We start from the raw sequence: 18,407 nt of genomic DNA, 5'->3' as shown, positions 1-18,407 counted from the left end.
GCGAGTCGCGACTCCGTACCTTTGGTCGCCGCTGAACCCTACTCGTGCAACTTTAGTGACCGAGTTTGCCTAGGATTTCTCGAATTATTTGTGGTAGTCCGGGTTGTGTTGTGGTTTTCTGCCCTTTTGGCATTTTGATGGTTAATTTACAAACGAGACAATGCCAATTGGTCCCCGTAAGGATAGCCCCCGACTACATGACCTTCGTTTTTCAATGGCTTTGGTCATATCGTGAATACGCCCGGCAATCGTATGCCGCAAAACCAGCCCGAGCACCAAGTTCGGAATCAGGAACACCAGGATTATCACCAAGTTATAAGCAAAGTCCCCCGCATAAATCCCGGCGATAGCTGAACGCATCAGGTTAATCGCATACGTGGCCGGCAGCCAGGGACTGATGTTTTGGAACCACTGCGGTAGCAGTTCCAGCGGATAGGCGCCGCCAGCGGCAGAAATCTGTAACACCAGCAACACCACGGCTAAGGCTTTGCCTGCATTGGAAAGCGCCACGACCAGCGTATAAACAATATTGGTAAAGACGGTGGAAATGATCCATCCCGCCAAAATCAGCAGGAAGGGATGCGCCGGTTCAATCTCCACGAACACAATCAGCCCAATCATCAGCAGTGTGGATTGAGCCATCCCAATTACCCAGAATAGGAAGTAACGTCCCAGGTACTCCTGAGCCCCGGTGAAGACAGGCTTTTTTACTGCGGCTTTCACGGCTGATTTCACAGCTGGAGTCGGTGCTGTTTCGCCAGGTTTCGTGCCTGGTTCAACTGACCGAGACGATTCCGCAGCGTCCGTATCCGCGCTAGCGGCTGTATCCGGATGTTTCCGGGCTGCAACGCTGTCCAGGTAGCGTTGGCCCACATTCGGAGAAACGTCAGTGCGCAGGAATACCCCCGCCAGGAGCGCCCCAACCCACAGGGCTATGACGGTGAAAAGCGGAGCCATGCCCACCCCGAAAGTGGCGACTGGGAACACAGCATTGCGTTGTACTGCTACGGGGGAAGAAATCAGGCGGGCAAAGCTTTTGGGGTCAGCCCCCAACGTCGTTGCGATTTGGTCCAAGTCCACTTCCCCCCGAGTGGACGTTATCTGTTCACGAGCCCGGTCTAGGCGGCTAGCCCCGTCACGCATCTTTTGCGCGGTATCGACCAGGGTCTTTTGGGAGCGGCGCATACTCGCCATCATCCCGCCTGAACTTTCCGACAGGTCGGTTTGCATCGCCTCTAGGTATGAACGGAAAACTTCCTCATTCTTGCCGGCAGAATCCAGGTTTTCGCGCAGGCTTTCAATCTTTGGCTGCAAGTTGTTCTCGTAGTTGGAACGGGCCGTGTCAATAGCCTGTTGCGCTTCCGCTATGGCATGGCGAGCCGACTCTCTCAGGTCAGAATCGAGAGGCACCCCCCGGTGCAGGTCAGCAGCGATAGTGCCCAGTTGCTTCGACAGGCTTTGTTGGCGAGCAATCGCCGCGTCCATCTCGGCCAGGAACCGGTCTACAGTCGGATCCTTCCCCAGCAAATCCGCCCCATCCGAGCCCAGTGACTGCTCGATTACGTCCCGAGTCTTTTGGAATCCACTGATTTGTTTATTCAACAAGGTCTGCAGCTCTTCGATTGCAGCAGCGGTGCTTTGGGTGGTGCTATTGGTCGAATCCAGCAAGTTGTCAAACTGATTTTGCAGGTTGGAAATATTGCCTGCGGCCAGGCTCACAGCATCATCGAGCCCAGAGGAAACAACCGCGAAGGGATTATCCGTCCCCCCGGTACTATTGACCCCGGAACCAACTGTGTCTCCAACAGCCTCATCGAAAGAGTCCTGCACCCCCGCAGCCAGCTGCTTAGCCCCTGTGGCCAGGGGCACCGCCGAACCTATCACGGTAGACAGAGAACTGACTGTATTCGCCCCGGAATTCAGTTGTGCACAGAGGGATTCGAGGCGGTTGCTCAGCCGATTCAAGGCCGCCTGAGTGTCGGCAGTGCCCAAGTAGGAGGACACGTCCTCGGCAATACCCACGGCGACTTCGGCCAAGGTTCGCGAAAAAGTCGTATTAATTTGCGCGGTGACACCCTGAGCGCCTTGCGTAGTGAGATTGGCGGACAGTGGGTTCTTCTTTTCGTTGGTGTACAGCGTGATATCCGCCGGGGCGGCCCCGCCGGCATAGAACGTGAACATGGACTGAGAAAAATCCTCCGGCAACACAATTGCCGCGTAATACTCCCCTGAGCGGGCACCTTCCAAAGCCTGATCTTTGCTGGTCAGAACCCAGTCGAACCGGTCATTCACGGCCAGTTCCTTGAGTACCGTATCCCCCACATTAACTTTGACGTTCAGGAGCTTGCTGGTGTAACCCTCATCGGTGCTGGCCACGGCAATCTGCAAACGTCCCGAATTCGAGAAAGGATCCCAGGTCGCCAGTACGTTGAACCAGGTGAAGAACAAGGGCACGGTAATCAACAGAACCATGAAAATCCGAACCATGACGCTGCTGCGAATCTGGCGGAAGTCGTCACGAATGATAAAAAGTACTTTGTTCATCGTGCTGCCTCCCCGGTTACTGAGGCATCGGTTTCGCCCGTCGGCTTCTCGGTACTTTGATCCGCTGCGTCGTTCCGGGCTAAATCCTGGGATTCGTCCGGGATTTCATCAGCAGATTGGTCCACGGTTTCGTTCTGAGTTTCCTCGGGGTTGTTCCCCGCGCTTTCGCCTCCGATTTCATCCAATGTTCCGACGGCGGTCCCCAGAACGGATTCCACCGCGTCGTCTTCCTGCTCCGACGCGGTAATCAGGTGGCGTTCACCGCGGCTCGAGTTATGTCCGCTGTTCAGGCTCTCCGACCGAGTAGTGGTTTTGGTAGCATTTGCATCTCGCTGGCGGGCGAGGCTCTCGAAAAGCTCATCTTCCGTCAGATGCGACAGCCTTTCGGCCCGTTCTATTGAGCTCTTTAGCGCGACCACGTTAACCAGCGACCCAATAATGACCAGTCCCCAAATCGCTACTATGCCCAGAAGCGCTGGCTTACTGGCGGAGGTGAGCCGGGAAATCAACCCCAGCACAACCAGTCCTAGAATCCCCACGCTGCTCAGTCCATTAATCAAAGCGGGATAACGAGCATTGAAATTTTCTTGACGTCGACTGATACAGGTGGAAAATTCTTTCCGGTTGCCCAGCAGCGCAATGATGTTACTCAACCGATAACCAGGGCTTTGCAGCTGCACGTTTTCATTCACGACCAGTTCAGTGCGAGCCAAATCGTCATAGAACAGCTGGGTGAAGTAACCCAAGCGACGCCTCCCCACAAACCCCAACAGGAACACCGTGACGCTCATAATCAATAAAACCGCCATAACATGCCAGAAACGCCCCTCATAGAACCCGCCGATAGTTTCTCGCATCGCGTTGATGCCATAGGAAAACGGGAGCATTGGGGAAAGCTGGCGGAAGAATCCGGGCATGAGCTCAATCGGATAGATGCCCGAGGCGCCGGGAATCTGCAACACCACCAGTAAGATTGCCAGGGCTCGACCAACGTGACTGAGAGCGGCCGCTAAAGCATAGATAATTGCCAAATAACACGGCCCAATCAGCATGGATGTAGCAATAAAAGCGGGAGCATTGACCGCTTGAACTCCCATTAGTAAACTGCCCACGCTGACAATCAACCCCTGTCCTATAGACAGCACACCAGAGAGCATAAATCGTCCCAGATAAGCCGAGCGCAAGCTCAACCAGCCAAAGCCCTCTTTATCGACTTCCACCCGGAAAATAATGACCAGGATAAGCGCACCAATCCACAGGGAAAGATTGATGAACATGGCCGCCATTCCCGAACCATAAGAGTTGATGGGGAAGAGCGTTTGTTGGTCGAATTCCACCGGTGAAGTCAGGTAGCGTCCGATATTGGTCGGGTCCAAACCAATGACTTTTTCCAAGGTTCCGGTCCGCAGCGCAGTGGCCAGAGTCGCCACATCGATTTGCGCCACGCGAGTCGTACTGGCCAGCCCATTCAGGTTGCCCTGCACCTGGTCAAGCACGTTTTGCATGTTCACAATCTGGTCATCAACTCCGTGGGCCAACGCAGAAATTTCCGTAAGGGAAATTCGCGCAACACCCACCGCGGATTTGATGGCTCCCAGCTGTGCCGACAGCTGCGTCACCCGGGCATTTAATGTGGATGCTGCCTGATTGGACTGTTCACGCAGACCAGTGGTAACTCTTTGCACATCGGTCTGAGCCTGATCAAAGGCTTTCATTAGCGCCTGCAAATCCTCGCTGGCATTTGCCGCATCTGATCCGGTTTTCCCGACCTTAGCGAGCAGATTCTGCATGTCGCTCAGCTGGGAATTCAACTTCGCAGCGAGCTTTTGTGTCTGCGGGTAACCTTGCAAAACCGCAATCTGCTCGCGCATTTTCGCTGTCGAAGCATTCGCCCGCTGAATACCGGATTGCAGCTGCGAGTTCATTTCGGTGAGTTTACTCGTCGCATTCGATACCGCCGAACCCGCGGCCGCCGAGGACTCATTGAGCGCTTTTTGGGCGTTAATGCTGGCTTGCCCCGCCGTGACCGCGAATTCGGAAGCATCGGAGACGATCGTTCCTAAAATGTCTTGGGAGTTGCCCAAAGCCGCAGAAACATCAGCCAATGCGGGGTCAGCTGCAGCCAGCGCAGCCCGGACTTTTTTCATAGTCTCTAAGGAACCCTTCAGAGACGTACTGGCTGAATCCAAGGCGACTTGCGCATCAGCTAAATCCCGGTTGATACCGCTTAAGGCATCTAAAGCACTACCCTGAGCACCGACAACATTTGCGTCAATCTCTAACCCACCATCGCGCAAAGACTGTGCAATGGCTTCGCCAACCTGGCCTCGGAAAGTAGACGTGATTTGAATATCAAGTTCATTTGCTCCGACATCGGTAATTTTTGGCGCAATAGCACCTTTCTTTTCATTCACATAGTATTCGATGGTCGGCTGGTGGCGTTGACCGCTGAAAATATCGACCAAATCTTTACTAAAGGTCTTGGGGATAACGAAAGTCGCATAGACTTCCCCGGCTCTGATCTTGTGGTTGGCCGTGTCCTGGTCCGTGAACTGCCATCCGAGCTGTTCATTCTCCGAGAGCTGATTGACTATGAGGTCGCCAACATTGAGCTGACCAGTCAGTGCAGATGCCGCCCCCGCATCGTTATTCACCACCGCTATAGGAAGGTTTTCCGTTGCCGTATAGGGGTTCCAAAAAGCCGCAATATTCAGCCAAGTGTAGAGGGCTGGGGTGACTAAGATGCCGATGATGATAATCAGGGACCGCGGAACCGCAATAATCCGCTTCACGTCACGGGTGAACACCCGCCAGCTATCTTTCACTCCCCAATCATAACCGTGTGTTGGAATTCTGGCAGTTCACGCGGTCTACCACGCGGCTTTACAGCCCTAAGAACTCTTTGACCTTTGGGAGTTCACGCTGCATCTGTTCGTATCCGGCCACAAAATTTTCCTCCAGTTTGGCGGGATCATCTTCGAAATTCGCCACCCCCATATGTTCGGGATAAAAGACGTAGGCCTTGCCCTCAGCCTCCAGGCACTCCAGCTCCGCCCGAGTCCGGTTGTAATTCGCGGGACGGTCTACCAAGGCCTGGGCCGCCCGTGGATAACGCGCCAGCAAAGACCGATAAATCCAATCGGGCAGACGGTTTTCCTTAACATAATCCCGCGGTCGTGTCAGGATGACCAGAAACTTTTCGTAACCATCTGCCTGCGCCACATCTAGAGGAATCCCACCGCTGGGACCTATAGCACCGTCCATGCAAGCCTCCCCGGCGATGTAGGTGACCGGGGTAGCAATCGGCATGGATCCCGAAGCCTTGCACACATGGGTCAGCTTTTGCTCCGTGTCCACCTGGTCTGCACAGAAATAGACATTTTCGCCACGCTTCGCGTTGTACACCCCTACACGCCACAGCGCTGGGTTAGCCGCAAACCGTTCATAATCCAGTTCCAGCATTCCCCCTGGTTCAGTCATGTCGTAGTACATGTGATGGGTATCAAAAATCCCTTTACCTTTAATGGCGGTCTTCCAGCCGCCAAAAGCAGGATCGGTAGAAACATCAACAAAACAGCGCCGGGAGCGTTGCGGCAACCGAGCCAGATAATTCACCAGGCAGGTTGCCCCCGCAGAAATCCCTGCCACGTAATCCACGTAAACTTCGGCCTCCAACAGGGCGTTTACTGCTCCCCCGCTGTAGCTGCCCCTCATAGCCCCGCCTTCAAACAGCAAAGCCGTGTCAAAGACATTGTTTTCAAACCGTTGCATTTCAAGTCACCTCTGAACCCATCGTAGGGCTTGACCTGGTAATCCGCATCGGGAGAGTCACACGTTTATTCCCACTTAATCGTTACAGAGCCCGTTTCCGCGTAGTCAGCAGGTTAGGTGAGCTGGGGATTTCTCCACTCTCCTATCTCTAAAACCGTTCAGTCACCATGTAGTACGCGGTGACTACATGGCTGCATACCTACAGTGCGGCAGTCAACCATTAGCAAGATATGCGGGCATTCGGATTCGCTGCATATTACCTACGTAGCGCCGTTTCGTTCATGTTTAATAAACCTAAGCGTTAAAATATTGTCCGCAGTTTATGCACAAACAGCTTTTATTGCGACAGACGGGCACAGCTATGAAATTCCCATTCTTCGGCAAGGACAACGGAGACTCCGAACCGGAAGAAGACCACGAAGGCGACATCATTATCCCGACGGAAAACACGGAAATCGTGCCCACCATCGACAACGACGGTGTCGACCTTGCTCTGTATGACCACGTCAAGCTTGACGCCAAGGCGATTGGTGGGGCTGCATTCGCAGACGCCCTCATACCTATGGCGGCAAAATCGGCAGACGCTATGGCCCAATGGGACCACGCAATCGTGCGCTTTCCCAAGGGAGCGGGTTGGAACGACCTGCTCAATCGAAAGACCCCCGGCTGGGAAGAGTGGAAACAGCTCGGCATCCTCAAGGATGGCAAGTTCCAGCCCCAAGCCGCCATCCGACAGGCAAAGCTTTCACCCGTCACCGTCGCCAACCTGGCCCTGCAGGGGGCGGCGATTGTCGTCGGGCAAGCATACATGACGGAGATAAGCAAGCAGCTCGAAAGCATCAAGTCCGGTATCGCGGCAATTCAACAGGAGATGAGACTCGAGCGCGAGGCTGACATCGAGGCGCGCTTCGAGAGGCTTTTCGAATATATCTCCCAGTACGAGGAAATCTCGACAAACCCAGAGAAGAAGCAGGCCGTACTCAACACCATAGAAGGAATCTGCGTTGAAACCCTCAAGGCTTGGAAGTTCCAGGTGAAAGCGATGAGGGAGTTCGGTGCGCACATAGAGAGCCCGAAACGAATGAAGGATGACGAGGTACGAGCCAAGCTCAACGAGTTCCAAGGCAGGGAGCGTGATGCCCTAGCGGCATTTCGCCTCTTCTTGGCTGCCGAACAGGCATCCATGCAATACGACGAAGATTTCAGTGCAGCGAGGATAGCACGGGAACGTGAAAAGGTAGAACGGTGCCTCACTGACTACGCTGAGGTGCGCGACAACGCGCAGACCCTTCTCACCGAACGGATCAATAACGTCCGCGGGGGTCTGCTTGCCGTGCCAGATGCGGAGAAAGACGACTACGAGCACCAGAACGTGTTATTCGACCTTGGGCATTTTGTCACCCATAATGCACCGCGTATCACCCCGGTTGCCATGCGTAAGGAAGCTCAGAAGCAGGCAGCCATCAATAAGGACTGCTATCGCCAGGCCGCTGGTGTTGCCGACCCGATTGCCCTTATAGGCGAAGAGCGTGAAAACGAACTGGCACGCATGAACTTCATCTACAACGAGGCAGATGCCATGCTCATCGATGGCGATGGCGTCTACTTCTTGAAGACACGCGCTGATAAAACGGAACTTAAAACGGGCGAATCCGAAGCTTCTGAAAACCAGAACGCGGACGAATAATCAGATGCCCGCCCATAGACGCGGCGGGGCGGGCGTCTTCCTTGTTCTATAAAAAATCGGTTTTACTCCCATTCGCACGTTACCGGATTCCAGGTCATACCATCTGCAAAACCGACATGCACAGGATTGAAGAGTCTGCTTGCGAGTTCGACTGCCGCTTCAATGCTCCGAAGCGAATGGGGCAGGCCGGTCTGGGAGCACAGCCTTTCGTACTGCCGCTCATGAGGCGCGCCCCATTCATCTGGGATGCAGAACGTCTCAGGCAGGGCGATGCCGCGCACGGCGCCTTCCTGCAGCACACGCTCCCGCAGCTTTTCTCCTTCTATGGAGCATGTCACCGCGTAGATTGCAATATCAACAAGATCCTTCACACGGGAGGAGGCTCTCCTGTCGTGCCTTTCAACCAGTGCACAGAGCTTATCCGCCAACGCGCTCTCGACGGGATAGACCAGATAGTCGCATACCGGCAGCCCTTCGACCTCAATCCTGTCCGCAGGGGTGATGAGCTCCGCACGTTCTATGGGAACCTCATCGACAACGAGGTCGATGGCAATGGGCTGCAGGCTCTTCGCGCCGAGCATGGGCTGGAAAACAACGCGCAATCCGCTCCGATATTTGTCCTCAACCTTTATCGGGTCAGCGGATGCAAACGTGAACCGCATGTAATCGCCAAGGTCCGCAGAGGCAAGCCTCTTCAGCTCTTCGAGGGCACGCTCCAGAGAACGCTCCTTGCAGAGCAGATCGATATCCTTCGTCGCACGCGCGTCCACGGTTCTGGCGAGCATACTCTGACCGCCTTTAAGCACGAAAGCGTGATGCGGGTCGCTGAAAATACGGCAAAGGAGCCTGTGGAAATAGAACCCGGTCATGGCTCGACCCGTGTCGAGCGCCGATTGTCTGGTTGCCGCCTTTGCAGCCATCTCGAGTGCCGCTGGAGTCTGGTATCTCATCTGGCGCACTCCTTTTCGAGGTGCCGTTCCATGAGTCCGCGAATCACCGATAGCGATTCCTGCACGCTCTTCCTCTCCGACTGGTCGGCGATTATCTTCACCAGGCGGTCGTAGTCGAGATTGCCCGCGGAGTTGAAGGAGTCTTCCACCAAAGACCATTCTTCGTTGTCCAGGCAAAGGTCGACGAGCGTTCTCTCGGGTCGCGTCACAGGCAGCCCCTTGATCCAGCTCACGTCGTCCGGGTCGACTCTTCTGATGGCGAAACTCGCTGATTTCATGCGGGAGTTAATTCTACGCGGTGCGTAAATGCGATACGGTGACAGATAAAAGTCGCCGAGGTTCTGCAGACATGCCGCAGTCGAACCGCCGATGGCGATTCCGTCCCAGGCGCCGACCTCTATGCGCTCGTGGGTGAATGCGGCTGGATTGGTCAGCTTCCAGACAGCCGCTAGCTCGTCTGTGAAATCGCCTTGTGATCCGGCAAGCCGGTATGCGCCGTGCGCTATTCGCTCGGCTCGGCCGGAGGTCACGGCTTGGGACAGGGCATTGCGCGTGATTCCGAGCCGTGCGGCTTGGGCCGTGGTGAAGACGCCCTCCGAGGCGGAAAGCTCGTTGAGGGCTGCTATGTGATTCGAATAGATCACGTTGCAATTGTACGCTTTTAGCCGACATGTGCAACCACATCAAAAATAAAAGCTTTTGCGATGCTGTCCAAAGGATGCGACTAATTGCTACTAGGTGTAATCAGAATACGCTGGATGGACCTATTCCCACTCGGCAAATTCAGATATAGTAGGGTGTATTTGAGGTGATTTCGCAGGAAAAACTTTCGCAAATATGTTAATATTCCACCTGCTATTTTCGGCTGTAAAGTTTATTAGTATCAAAATAGTATCACAAAAGGCTGGGAAATACAACAGAATTATGTGGAGCTCTACATAATTCCGGCACGGACGGACGCTGTCAGGCACAGCGGATAACAGCCTTGCAAGAGGCGTTGTACCTGCGCTGGATATATTCTTGATAGGCTTTCTGGTCTGTCATGGAAATTCCCCCTCTCTGAATAATAGTGCGGGGCGGCAGCACTCCTTGCTGTCGCTCCTTGACTGCCTAACTGCGAAACCGGGCGGGGCTGTCAACGGTGGGCGAAGCCCGTTCATCTTGACCGCCCGCTGGCTCGGCTGGCTTTGCTATTTACCCGACAAACTTGAATTTATTGTAAGGTATCACGTTTTACCTTCTTAAGCCTTACTATCATTACCATAGGAATTTCTTTGTTGGTTTTGAAACATTCTTCATAAAATCCATCAATGACAAATCCAGCTCTAAAACAAAGGTTAAAAATATCTTGTATGGAACGATGATAATAAATCTGCTCTTTCGGTTGCCCTTCAATCGCTATATCATAGTAACTGTGCGGTGTCATATATTTTTCAGTCAACGTGACAAAACAAGGGTGTTGCGTTGCAAAGACAAAAATTCCGCTTTCCTGCAACAGTTCATAAACAGCCATAAGAAGTGGTTCAATATCCGTAATATCCATAATTGCCATATTAGAAACTGCTTTCGTAAAGGCTCGATTTCTTTTTAATTCTAATATACTTTTTCTATTGGTCGCATCCGCCACACAAAATTCAATTTGTTTTGCATATTGTGATTGCCGTCTTTTAGCCAATTCTATCATTTTTTTGCTGTAATCAAAAGCGACAACCGAAGCGCCTCTTTGTGCAAGATACGAAGAATAATTTCCATTGCCACACGCAATATCCAAAATATAATCCGCAGGATTAGGAGATAGAAGTTCCGTTACTTTGGGACGCACTACCTCTCTGTGAAATTCATTAGATTCGTCACCCATTGCATTATCCCAAAATTGTGCGTTCTCCTCCCAGATTTTTTTACTTTCCTCTGTTCCCATGTTCTCTCCCACTCCCAAAATTTGCTTTTTTGCTTCCATTAAATCTTCCTTACGATATTCCATTGTTACCCTCCATAACTTCTGATTGTTGCCGTCTTGACGATTATGTATCTTTACATTACCTTCTGAAACATATGGCGCACCTTGTCCAGGCGGTTGTTTGGACGGCGGGGCTGGATGACCGGCTGGCCGACAGCGGCCTGATACCCTTTTAGCTCTGTAAGGCATACGCTCTGCCCGTTGGTGTAAAAGGCCAGATCAGTACGGTATGCCTGTATACAGCGGGCGGGAATCTCGCCAGTAAAGACAACTTCATCCTTTTTTACCTGGGCCGTTTCGATGGTGGCACAGTATTTCGGTGCATTATGATAAGCCCTGGAAAGGTATTCCTGGGGCGCATAGAGGGTGAAGGAGAGATAAGGTTCCAGCAGCTGCGTCCCCGATTCCTTCAATGCCTGTTCCAATACAATCGGGGCCAATGAGCGGAAGTCCGCCGGCGTGCTGACTGGACTGTAATAAAGCCCGTATTCAAAGCAAATCTTACAGTCCGTTACGTTCCAGCCGAACAAGCCCTGCTCCAGCCCGTAACGGATACCATCCCTGACAGCGTTTTGAAAACTCTGGTTCAAGTATCCCAGCGAAACCCGGCTCTCGTATTGTACGCCGGAGCCAAGCGGGAGTGGTGTAACAGACAGTCCGATAGATGCCCAAAACGGGTTGGGCGGCACCTCGATATGGATGGTGTGGCTGGCTGCTTTGAGCGGCCGCTCCATATAAATGACGGTGGGTTCCTTTACCACTGTTTCAATCTTGTATTTTTCCGACAGCAAAGCGGAAACGACCTCCAACTGCACCCGGCCCAAAAAAGAAAGAATGATCTCATGGGTGATGGAATCCACTTCGCAGCGCAAAAGCGGGTCAGTATCCGCAAGTTGCGTAAGAGCGTCCAGCAGCCGTTCTCTTTGCGCTGCCGTTTTCGGCGCAATCGTCGTCCGCAGCATGGGGAGGGGGGCCTCGCGCCACCTTTTACGAGGGAGCCGGGTTTGATCCCCTAATACATCGTTTAACCTCACGCTGTCGCTGGGAAGGATAACAATTTCGCCCGGATAAGCGGTGTCTGTCCGAACAATTTCCCCTTTGGATGGAATACGCATCTCTGTGATTTTCAGCTTTTCTCTCCCGGCCAGGGCCACCGTATCCCGCAGGCGCAGCGTTCCGCTGTATAGCCGCAGATAGACACGCCGCTGGCCGCAATCGGTGTACTCAACCTTGAAAACGCTGCCGCATAGGGTGGCGCTCCCCTGTTCCCCAATCGGTTGGAACAGTCCTGTCACCGCATCCATCAACGGTTGAATGCCAAGGCCCTTTTTGGCGCTGCCATGATAGACCGGAAACAGGGAGGCTTCTTGAACCCGCCGCTGTTCCTCCCGCGCAAGTTTTTCCTGGCTGATTGGTTCTCCTGCGATATACTTTTCCAATAATGCATCGTTATTTTCGATGACCGCATCCCATGCTTCTATGTCGGTATTTTCCTCCAGGACTATTTCCGGGGACAGCGACACCGTCTGCTTGATGATAATATCGGCGGAGAGCTTATCCCGAACAGACTGAACCACGCTCTGCAAATCAACGCCAGCCTGGTCGATCTTGTTGATAAAGATAACGGTGGGAATGTTCATTTTCCGCAGGGCATGGAACAGAATACGGGTCTGGGCCTGCACGCCATCTTTCGCGGAGATCACCAAGATGGCCCCATCTAAAACAGCCAAAGAGCGGTACACCTCCGCCAAAAAATCCATGTGGCCGGGCGTATCCACAATGTTAACTTTACATCTGTGCCACTGGAAGGAAGTGACTGCCGCTTGAATGGTAATCCCACGCTGCCGCTCCAAAAACAAGGTGTCCGTCCTCGTTGTCCCTTTTTCGACGCTCCCTGGTTCTGAAATGGCTCCACTGGCATATAGCAGACTCTCCGTCAAGGTCGTCTTTCCAGCGTCTACATGGGCAAGAATCCCGATATTGATAATGTTCATGTCTATCCTCCATACAAGGCCCGAATGGGCGCAAAAATCCCCAGCGGCTAATACTTTTACCGCTGGGGATCATGACTTCGGACACACAGAAACATACACGACTTACATAAGCCGCGGTCCGTCACGATATTTACTAAAAAGGCAAAAGTATTCTTAAAATTGGGTACAAAAACCAAGCCCCTGCAAGGGGCAATCATTTTTGCGCCCATTATCAAATTTTATTTAAGAATACCTTGCCGCATATTTGATAGACTCCTCAAATCAGGATAATAGCAGTATATCATAGTACGCTCTAAAAAACAAGAAATCATTTTACCGATTCCACAAATAAAATCGGAGGGTATTCACTGGAATACCCTCCGGTTTTGGTGATTATCGTGCGTCTATCCGAATTTTTGACTTTGCGGCCCGTTTCCGTTCCTTTTCGGCATGTTCCTGCTGGTAAGCTGCCTCTAATATTCTGTCCACTTGTTCTGGGCCAAAGGCCCTTTTGACCCGCTCATAGTCAGCGGAGACTTGCCGCATGGCCTTGTTTTCCAACTTGACCTCCTGCAATCGATCAGACAGGCGGATGTTGCTCTCCCTCACCCGGCCATAGTCCCCTTGCAGACGCTCAAATTTCCCCCGCAGCTCCACATAGGCCAGATACAGGGAGCGCAGCACCTTGACGATTTGGGCCAGCAGGGGCTTTGCCTTTTTCTCTCGGTAGGCCCGGCCTGTTTCCAGCGTTCCCGGCTCCGGCAAAATCTCCTCCGGATTGGCGGAGAAATCCGCTGCCAACCGCTCCATATTTTTCACCGCCGGGGCAAGTTCTTTGAGCCGCCGTTCCTGGCTCTCCACCTGGTTTTCTTTCTCCGCCTTGACCGTCTCCAGAACGGCGATCTCCTTTGCCCGCTGCTCTTTCTTGTAGTCCAGCACAGACAAGTGCTTGTCGTGGGTGCCTTTGTCCTCCCACTCAATCCCGTGGCGCTCCATGACCAGGGAAAGCTGCTCCTTTTCCGAGCGCACCCACTGGCTCCACTCTGTGTCCCCTCTGGTGCCGCCCTGGAAACCCTGGGCCGCTAACGCCTGTTTCAAAGATACCCTCGTGTCCAGCCCTCGCTTGCTCCCGGTGGTGAATGGTACAAAGTCAATGTGCAGATGGGGCGTAGCCTCGTCCATGTGGAGGTGGGCAGAGAACACCCGGAGTTGGGGGTTGCGCTCTTGAAAGCCCTTCATGTACTCGTCCAAAACCGCTGCCGCAAGCTGTCCCTCCTCGCTGTCGGCGCTCATATCATCTCGATTGCCCACTTGCAGGATGATTTCATGGAACGGCTTTTCCTGCTTGCCGGAGCGGATCTTCTCATAGTAATCCTCTATCCTTCTGTCGGCCCTGGTTTGTTTAGCGTTGTACCGTTCCAGAGCCTCGTCAAAGAGTTCATGGTACACCGCCTTGATATTCTCCTGGCAGTAGGTTATATTCAAGTGGGAGCGTTCCGGGTCAGTGTTCTTGGCGTGGAATTTTCTACTGTTATGGTTCACCGATCCTTGGCCCACCATGGCGCTGATTGTCCTTTTCAAATCAATCCCTCCTCCCTTTTCCGCCGCGCAAGCGGCGAGCCTTTGTTACTTTCTGCGAAAGTAACGCAAAAGCACTTTTGACAGCCTGACGGCCATCAAAAGCGCATTTGCGCCCTACGGGGTGGTGTGGGGGCTTTGCCCCCGGCAACTGCGGTTGCCTCCCCCAGCAGGGCCGCCCTTTGAAAAGGGCACCCTGCACCCCGCCTAAACTTTGTCACTCGCCGTTGGGCAGGGTGGAAAGGCCAGGGGCCTTTCCACCGCCCGGCAAGTGTTTTCCGTGGGCCGAAAGTCAAGGGGTACGGGTTGTATTGACTTGCGGCAATCTCCACCCGCAGGTATGCCCCCCTTGACTTTCGCCCCCGCTCCCCGTGACAGCCGTGACGACCGTGACGATGTTTTACACACCGCCTCCGCACTCCGAAAAGCTGTCACAGCTGTCACGGTCGTCACGCCTGGGGTTCCTCCAACGTGAGCTTGATACTCCGCCCGGCATGGGTTCGGGCGCTTTCATAGTGGATGTGGTACTCATAGGACAGCCGCCACGCCCGGACATTCAGCCGCATAGCCAGGGCATTGGGTTTCATATCCAGCCCCAGGGCGGCGACAAGTTCCGTGGCCGTCCCTCTCCACTCTGGCCGTTCCGCCGTTACCAGGGCGGCAACAGCCTCCAACACCGGGTCAGGCGGCTCCTGCCGCAGCTCCGTTTCCCGCCGCTCCAGCTCCCACACAAGCCGTTCCTCGTCCCGCTTGAGGTAGAGGCGCTGGTCTTGCTGATCCCGCCCAGAAATGTCCAGGGTGGCGGCGTTGTCTGCCCGCCGCTCCTTTTGGAGCAGAAAGGCCCCGTCTGCCGCACCCAATAAGCCGTTGGTGCCGGAGATCATATCAAACTTATCATCGGCCTGCTGCTTGCGGGTGTGATGTACAACCAGGAGGCAAACCCCGCTTATATCGGCAAACCGTTTCAGTTTGGTGATTACCTCATAGTCGTTGGCATAGCTGTACTTCTCTGCCCCGGCCTCCCGGATTTTTTGCAGGGTGTCGATGATAATAAGCCGGGTGTCCGTGTGTTCCCGGACAAAGCCCTTTAGCTGCTCCTCCAGGCCACCGCCGAGCTGCTTATCTCCGATGGCAAAGAACAGGTTTCCGGTACTCTCTACTCCAAACATCCGGTACAACCGCTCCTGTAAGCGACGGTGGTTGTCCTCCAGGGCCAGATAGAGGACTGTCCCCTGGCGCACCTCATACCCCCACAGGGAAAGGCCCATACTCACATGATAGGCAAGCTGGGCCATGAGAAAGGACTTGCCCACCTTGGGAGCGCCCACAAAGAGATATGTCCCCGCATAGAGCAGACCGTCTACCACAGGAGGTCTGCCGGGGTACACCTGTTCGTAGAGGTCATTCATAGACACGGTAGGCAGATAGGCCGGGTCATTGACCCGGCTTATCTGCCGCAGGATTTCCTCCAAATCTCTTTCCGGGGGCTTGTGTTCTGTCACGCCCTCTGCTATACTTTGGTTAGGTTTTTGTGAGAGCGACTGTCCCCCGTCTGCGCCAACAGGCGGATATGGGGCAGTCGTTTTCTCTTGCAATCTATCCATCTATCAATCCTCCCTCATGCCGTCCATGATGGCGGCGATCAGCCGGATGGTGTCCAGCAACTCCCCATCCACGCCATTCCCGGCCTCGATACGCTCCAGTTCTTCCAGAACGGCGGCCAGCTCGTTCCGCAGGGCCTTATACACCCTGGGGTTGCCCTGTACCACCACATCCCGGCACAGCAGCCGTCGGGTGATGTAGTCCTGTTTGGTAAGGCCGGAGAGCCGCACAGCGGTTTCAATTTCCCTGTCCTCATCCGGGGACACCCGGAAAGCCACAGTTTTGTTTCTCCAGCGGTTGTGTCGGTCAAGATTTTTCACTGACATGATTTAGGCCCCCTTTCGCTCCATGTCCAGTTTGTCCGCCATCTCCGCCTGCCGGGTGGGGAACAGGTGGGCGTAGCGGTAGGTAATATCAATGCTTTCATGTCCCACCCGGTCAGCGATTGCCAGGGCCGTAAAGCCCATGTCAATGAGCAGCGAAATGTGGGAGTGCCTCAGGTCGTGTATTCTGATCCGCTTTACCCCGGCCTCTTTCGCACCCCTGTCCATCTCCCGGTGGAGGTAGGATTTTGTCACCGTGAAAATGCGGTCGGTGGGCTTCACCCCATACAGGCTCTTGATATAGTCTCGCATTTCTTCACAGAGGAAAGCGGGCATTTGAATGACCCGGTTGCTCTTAGGGGTCTTGGGGTCGGTAATCACATCCTTGCCCTTAATCCGCTGGTAGGACTTGGAGATGGTGACGGTCTGTTTCTCAAAGTCGAAGTCGCCAGGAGTGAGGGCCAGCAGCTCCCCCTCCCGGACGCCGCACCAGTAGAGCATTTCAAAGGCGTAATAGGAAAGGGGCTTGTCCATCATGGCCTCGGCGAATTTCAGATACTCCGCCTTTGTCCAGAACAGCATTTCCCGTCCCTTTGGCTTTCCCATATTGCCCGCCTGGGCAGCGGGATTGACCTTTAGATTGTAGTGCCGTACCGCATGGTTGAACACGGCGCTCAACTGATTGTGCAGCGTTTTTAAGTACACCGGAGAGTAGGGCTTGCCGTTCTTGTCCCGGTAACCCAGCATTTCATTCTGCCAGGCGATGACCTCCTTGGAGTGAATGTCGCACATCTTCCGCTTGCCGAAGTACGGCACCAACTTCTTGTAGAGGATATGCTCTTTCGTCCCCCAGGTGTTTTCCTTGATACGGCCTTTCATGTCCGCCACATAGACAGCCACGAAGTTTTCAAAGGTCATTTCCAGGTCGGCGGTCTGTTGTTGCAGGAATGTCCGCTCCCACTCCAGAGCCTCCCGCTTGGTGGGAAAGCCCCGTTTCATTTTCTTTACTTTCTTGCCCGTCCAGTCCTCGTAGTAAAAGGACGCATACCATGTGCCCTTTGCCTTGTCTTTGTATGCCGGCATTGTGGTTCCCTCCTTATTGTCTGTCCCGCAGCCCATAGAATTTTTCCTCGAAGTAGCGCCTGCTTACCCGTCCGGGAATGGTGAGAAAGCCTTTTTTCTTCAGCTCCTCGTTCATCTCCCGCACCAGCTTGTAGGCGTAGGGCTTGGAAATGCCCAGCTCCCTGGCGACCTCCTCTGCTCTCACAAACAGCTCCTTTTCCATGGTCAGCACCTCCTTATTTTAGTTTCGCAAATATGTTAATGTCACCATCTTCATTATACATTAACATAAGTGTTAATGTCAAGAATTTATTTCGCATTTTTGTTAAAGATTATCTTGCATCTTTCGCTTTTTTGCGCTATACTATTGGCAAAGGCGGTGGGATATTATGACAGTCGGAGACAAGATAAAGAAAATCCGCACCTTTCGAGGCATGACACAAAAGGAATTGGGGCTTGCTATCGGCTTTGAGGAAAAGGGAGCGGACAACCGGATCGCCCAGTATGAGACGAATTACCGTGTTCCGAAACGGGAACTGCTGGACAAGATGGCCGAGGCGCTGCGGGTAGACCGCCAGAACTTCTACACCATCGCCCCCGGCTCTGCCGAGGACTTCATGCGGACATTCTTCTGGCTGGACGAGGACAGCCCTGGCGCTATCCGCCTGTTCCAACTTGTCCGCAATCCGGGCAGAGCAGGGGCCGCTGATGATACCGCTGTACGGTACAATGATAGCGATGACTGGCCCGCACACCCTCCCGTGGGTATGTACTTCCAGTATGGCCTTGTGGACGAGTTCATGCGGGAATGGCTTTTTCGTCAGCAGGAGTTACACGCCGGGGAGATCACCAGGGAAGAGTATTTTGAATGGAAACTCAACTGGCCCCATACCTGCGACGATGGCCTGGAAAGCGAATATTATATCCCTTGGCGGAAAAATAAATAAGACAAGCAAAAAA

14 protein-coding genes are annotated in these 18,407 nt (G+C 53.6%); 2 read left to right on the top strand and 12 right to left on the bottom strand.

The annotated features are described in order from the left end of the window. Positions 1–141: 141 nt before the first annotated feature. From HMPREF0576_RS01300 to HMPREF0576_RS01290, 3 genes are read right to left on the bottom strand one after another with little or no spacing between them, the layout of a single operon-like run. On the bottom strand, positions 142–2,544 hold the full coding sequence (locus HMPREF0576_RS01300; protein ID WP_004010390.1) for a YhgE/Pip domain-containing protein: 2,403 nt from the start codon (positions 2,542–2,544) through the stop codon (positions 142–144). Next, positions 2,541–5,369, bottom strand: coding sequence for a YhgE/Pip domain-containing protein (locus HMPREF0576_RS01295; protein WP_004010389.1), 2,829 nt, complete (start codon positions 5,367–5,369; stop codon positions 2,541–2,543). Before HMPREF0576_RS01295 ends, HMPREF0576_RS01300 begins: the two co-directional genes overlap by 4 nt. 58 nt (positions 5,370–5,427) lie before the next feature. Beyond that, positions 5,428–6,315: a patatin-like phospholipase family protein gene (locus tag HMPREF0576_RS01290; protein ID WP_004009941.1), complete on the bottom strand. Its 888-nt coding sequence runs from the start codon at positions 6,313–6,315 to the stop codon at positions 5,428–5,430. Between the two features lie 322 nt (positions 6,316–6,637). On the opposite strand from HMPREF0576_RS01290, the gene HMPREF0576_RS01285 reads away from it, so the two are divergent. Then, the gene (locus HMPREF0576_RS01285; RefSeq protein WP_004009942.1) at positions 6,638–8,002 is read left to right on the top strand and encodes a hypothetical protein; all 1,365 of its coding nucleotides are present in this window, start codon (positions 6,638–6,640) and stop codon (positions 8,000–8,002) included. Positions 8,003–8,064: 62 nt separating this feature from the next. Here the strand turns inward: HMPREF0576_RS01285 and HMPREF0576_RS01280 are convergent, their stop codons facing one another. From HMPREF0576_RS01280 to HMPREF0576_RS01240, 9 genes are all read right to left on the bottom strand, one after another. Further along, positions 8,065–8,952 (bottom strand): nucleotidyl transferase AbiEii/AbiGii toxin family protein, encoded by an 888-nt coding sequence (locus tag HMPREF0576_RS01280; protein ID WP_004010388.1) that lies wholly within the window; start codon positions 8,950–8,952, stop codon positions 8,065–8,067. Continuing rightward, the gene (locus HMPREF0576_RS01275; RefSeq protein WP_004010386.1) at positions 8,949–9,596 is read right to left on the bottom strand and encodes a type IV toxin-antitoxin system AbiEi family antitoxin domain-containing protein; all 648 of its coding nucleotides are present in this window, start codon (positions 9,594–9,596) and stop codon (positions 8,949–8,951) included. Before HMPREF0576_RS01275 ends, HMPREF0576_RS01280 begins: the two co-directional genes overlap by 4 nt. A 569-nt stretch (positions 9,597–10,165) precedes the next feature. Then, complete coding sequence (locus HMPREF0576_RS01270) at positions 10,166–10,933, bottom strand: class I SAM-dependent methyltransferase (RefSeq protein ID WP_004010385.1); 768 nt, start codon at positions 10,931–10,933, stop codon at positions 10,166–10,168. A 50-nt stretch (positions 10,934–10,983) separates the two neighbouring features. Beyond that, positions 10,984–12,903: a tetracycline resistance ribosomal protection protein Tet(W) gene (gene tet(W), locus HMPREF0576_RS01265; RefSeq protein WP_004010384.1), complete on the bottom strand. Its 1,920-nt coding sequence runs from the start codon at positions 12,901–12,903 to the stop codon at positions 10,984–10,986. A gap of 372 nt (positions 12,904–13,275) precedes the next feature. Next, entirely contained in the window at positions 13,276–14,463 is a 1,188-nt protein-coding gene (locus HMPREF0576_RS01260) for a plasmid recombination protein (RefSeq protein WP_228275371.1), read from the bottom strand. A 446-nt stretch (positions 14,464–14,909) separates the two neighbouring features. Continuing rightward, entirely contained in the window at positions 14,910–16,064 is a 1,155-nt protein-coding gene (locus HMPREF0576_RS01255; protein ID WP_004010382.1) for a helicase RepA family protein, read from the bottom strand. Between the two features lie 3 nt (positions 16,065–16,067). Further along, a complete protein-coding gene (locus HMPREF0576_RS01250; protein ID WP_004010381.1) occupies positions 16,068–16,388 on the bottom strand; it encodes a plasmid mobilization protein in 321 nt (106 codons plus the stop codon). Between the two features lie 3 nt (positions 16,389–16,391). Further along, complete coding sequence (locus tag HMPREF0576_RS01245; protein WP_004010380.1) at positions 16,392–17,468, bottom strand: site-specific integrase; 1,077 nt, start codon at positions 17,466–17,468, stop codon at positions 16,392–16,394. Positions 17,469–17,481: 13 nt separating this feature from the next. After that, entirely contained in the window at positions 17,482–17,679 is a 198-nt protein-coding gene (locus HMPREF0576_RS01240) for a hypothetical protein (RefSeq protein WP_425357316.1), read from the bottom strand. Between the two features lie 157 nt (positions 17,680–17,836). On the opposite strand from HMPREF0576_RS01240, the gene HMPREF0576_RS01235 reads away from it, so the two are divergent. Then, entirely contained in the window at positions 17,837–18,394 is a 558-nt protein-coding gene (locus tag HMPREF0576_RS01235; RefSeq protein ID WP_004010378.1) for a helix-turn-helix domain-containing protein, read from the top strand. The last annotated feature ends 13 nt before the right edge of the window (positions 18,395–18,407 follow it).

Origin of the sequence: Mobiluncus holmesii ATCC 35242 (assembly GCF_000185445.1) — a bacterium.
Lineage (GTDB): Bacteria > Actinomycetota > Actinomycetes > Actinomycetales > Actinomycetaceae > Mobiluncus > Mobiluncus curtisii.
This window is presented reverse-complemented; position numbering and strand designations above follow the sequence as displayed.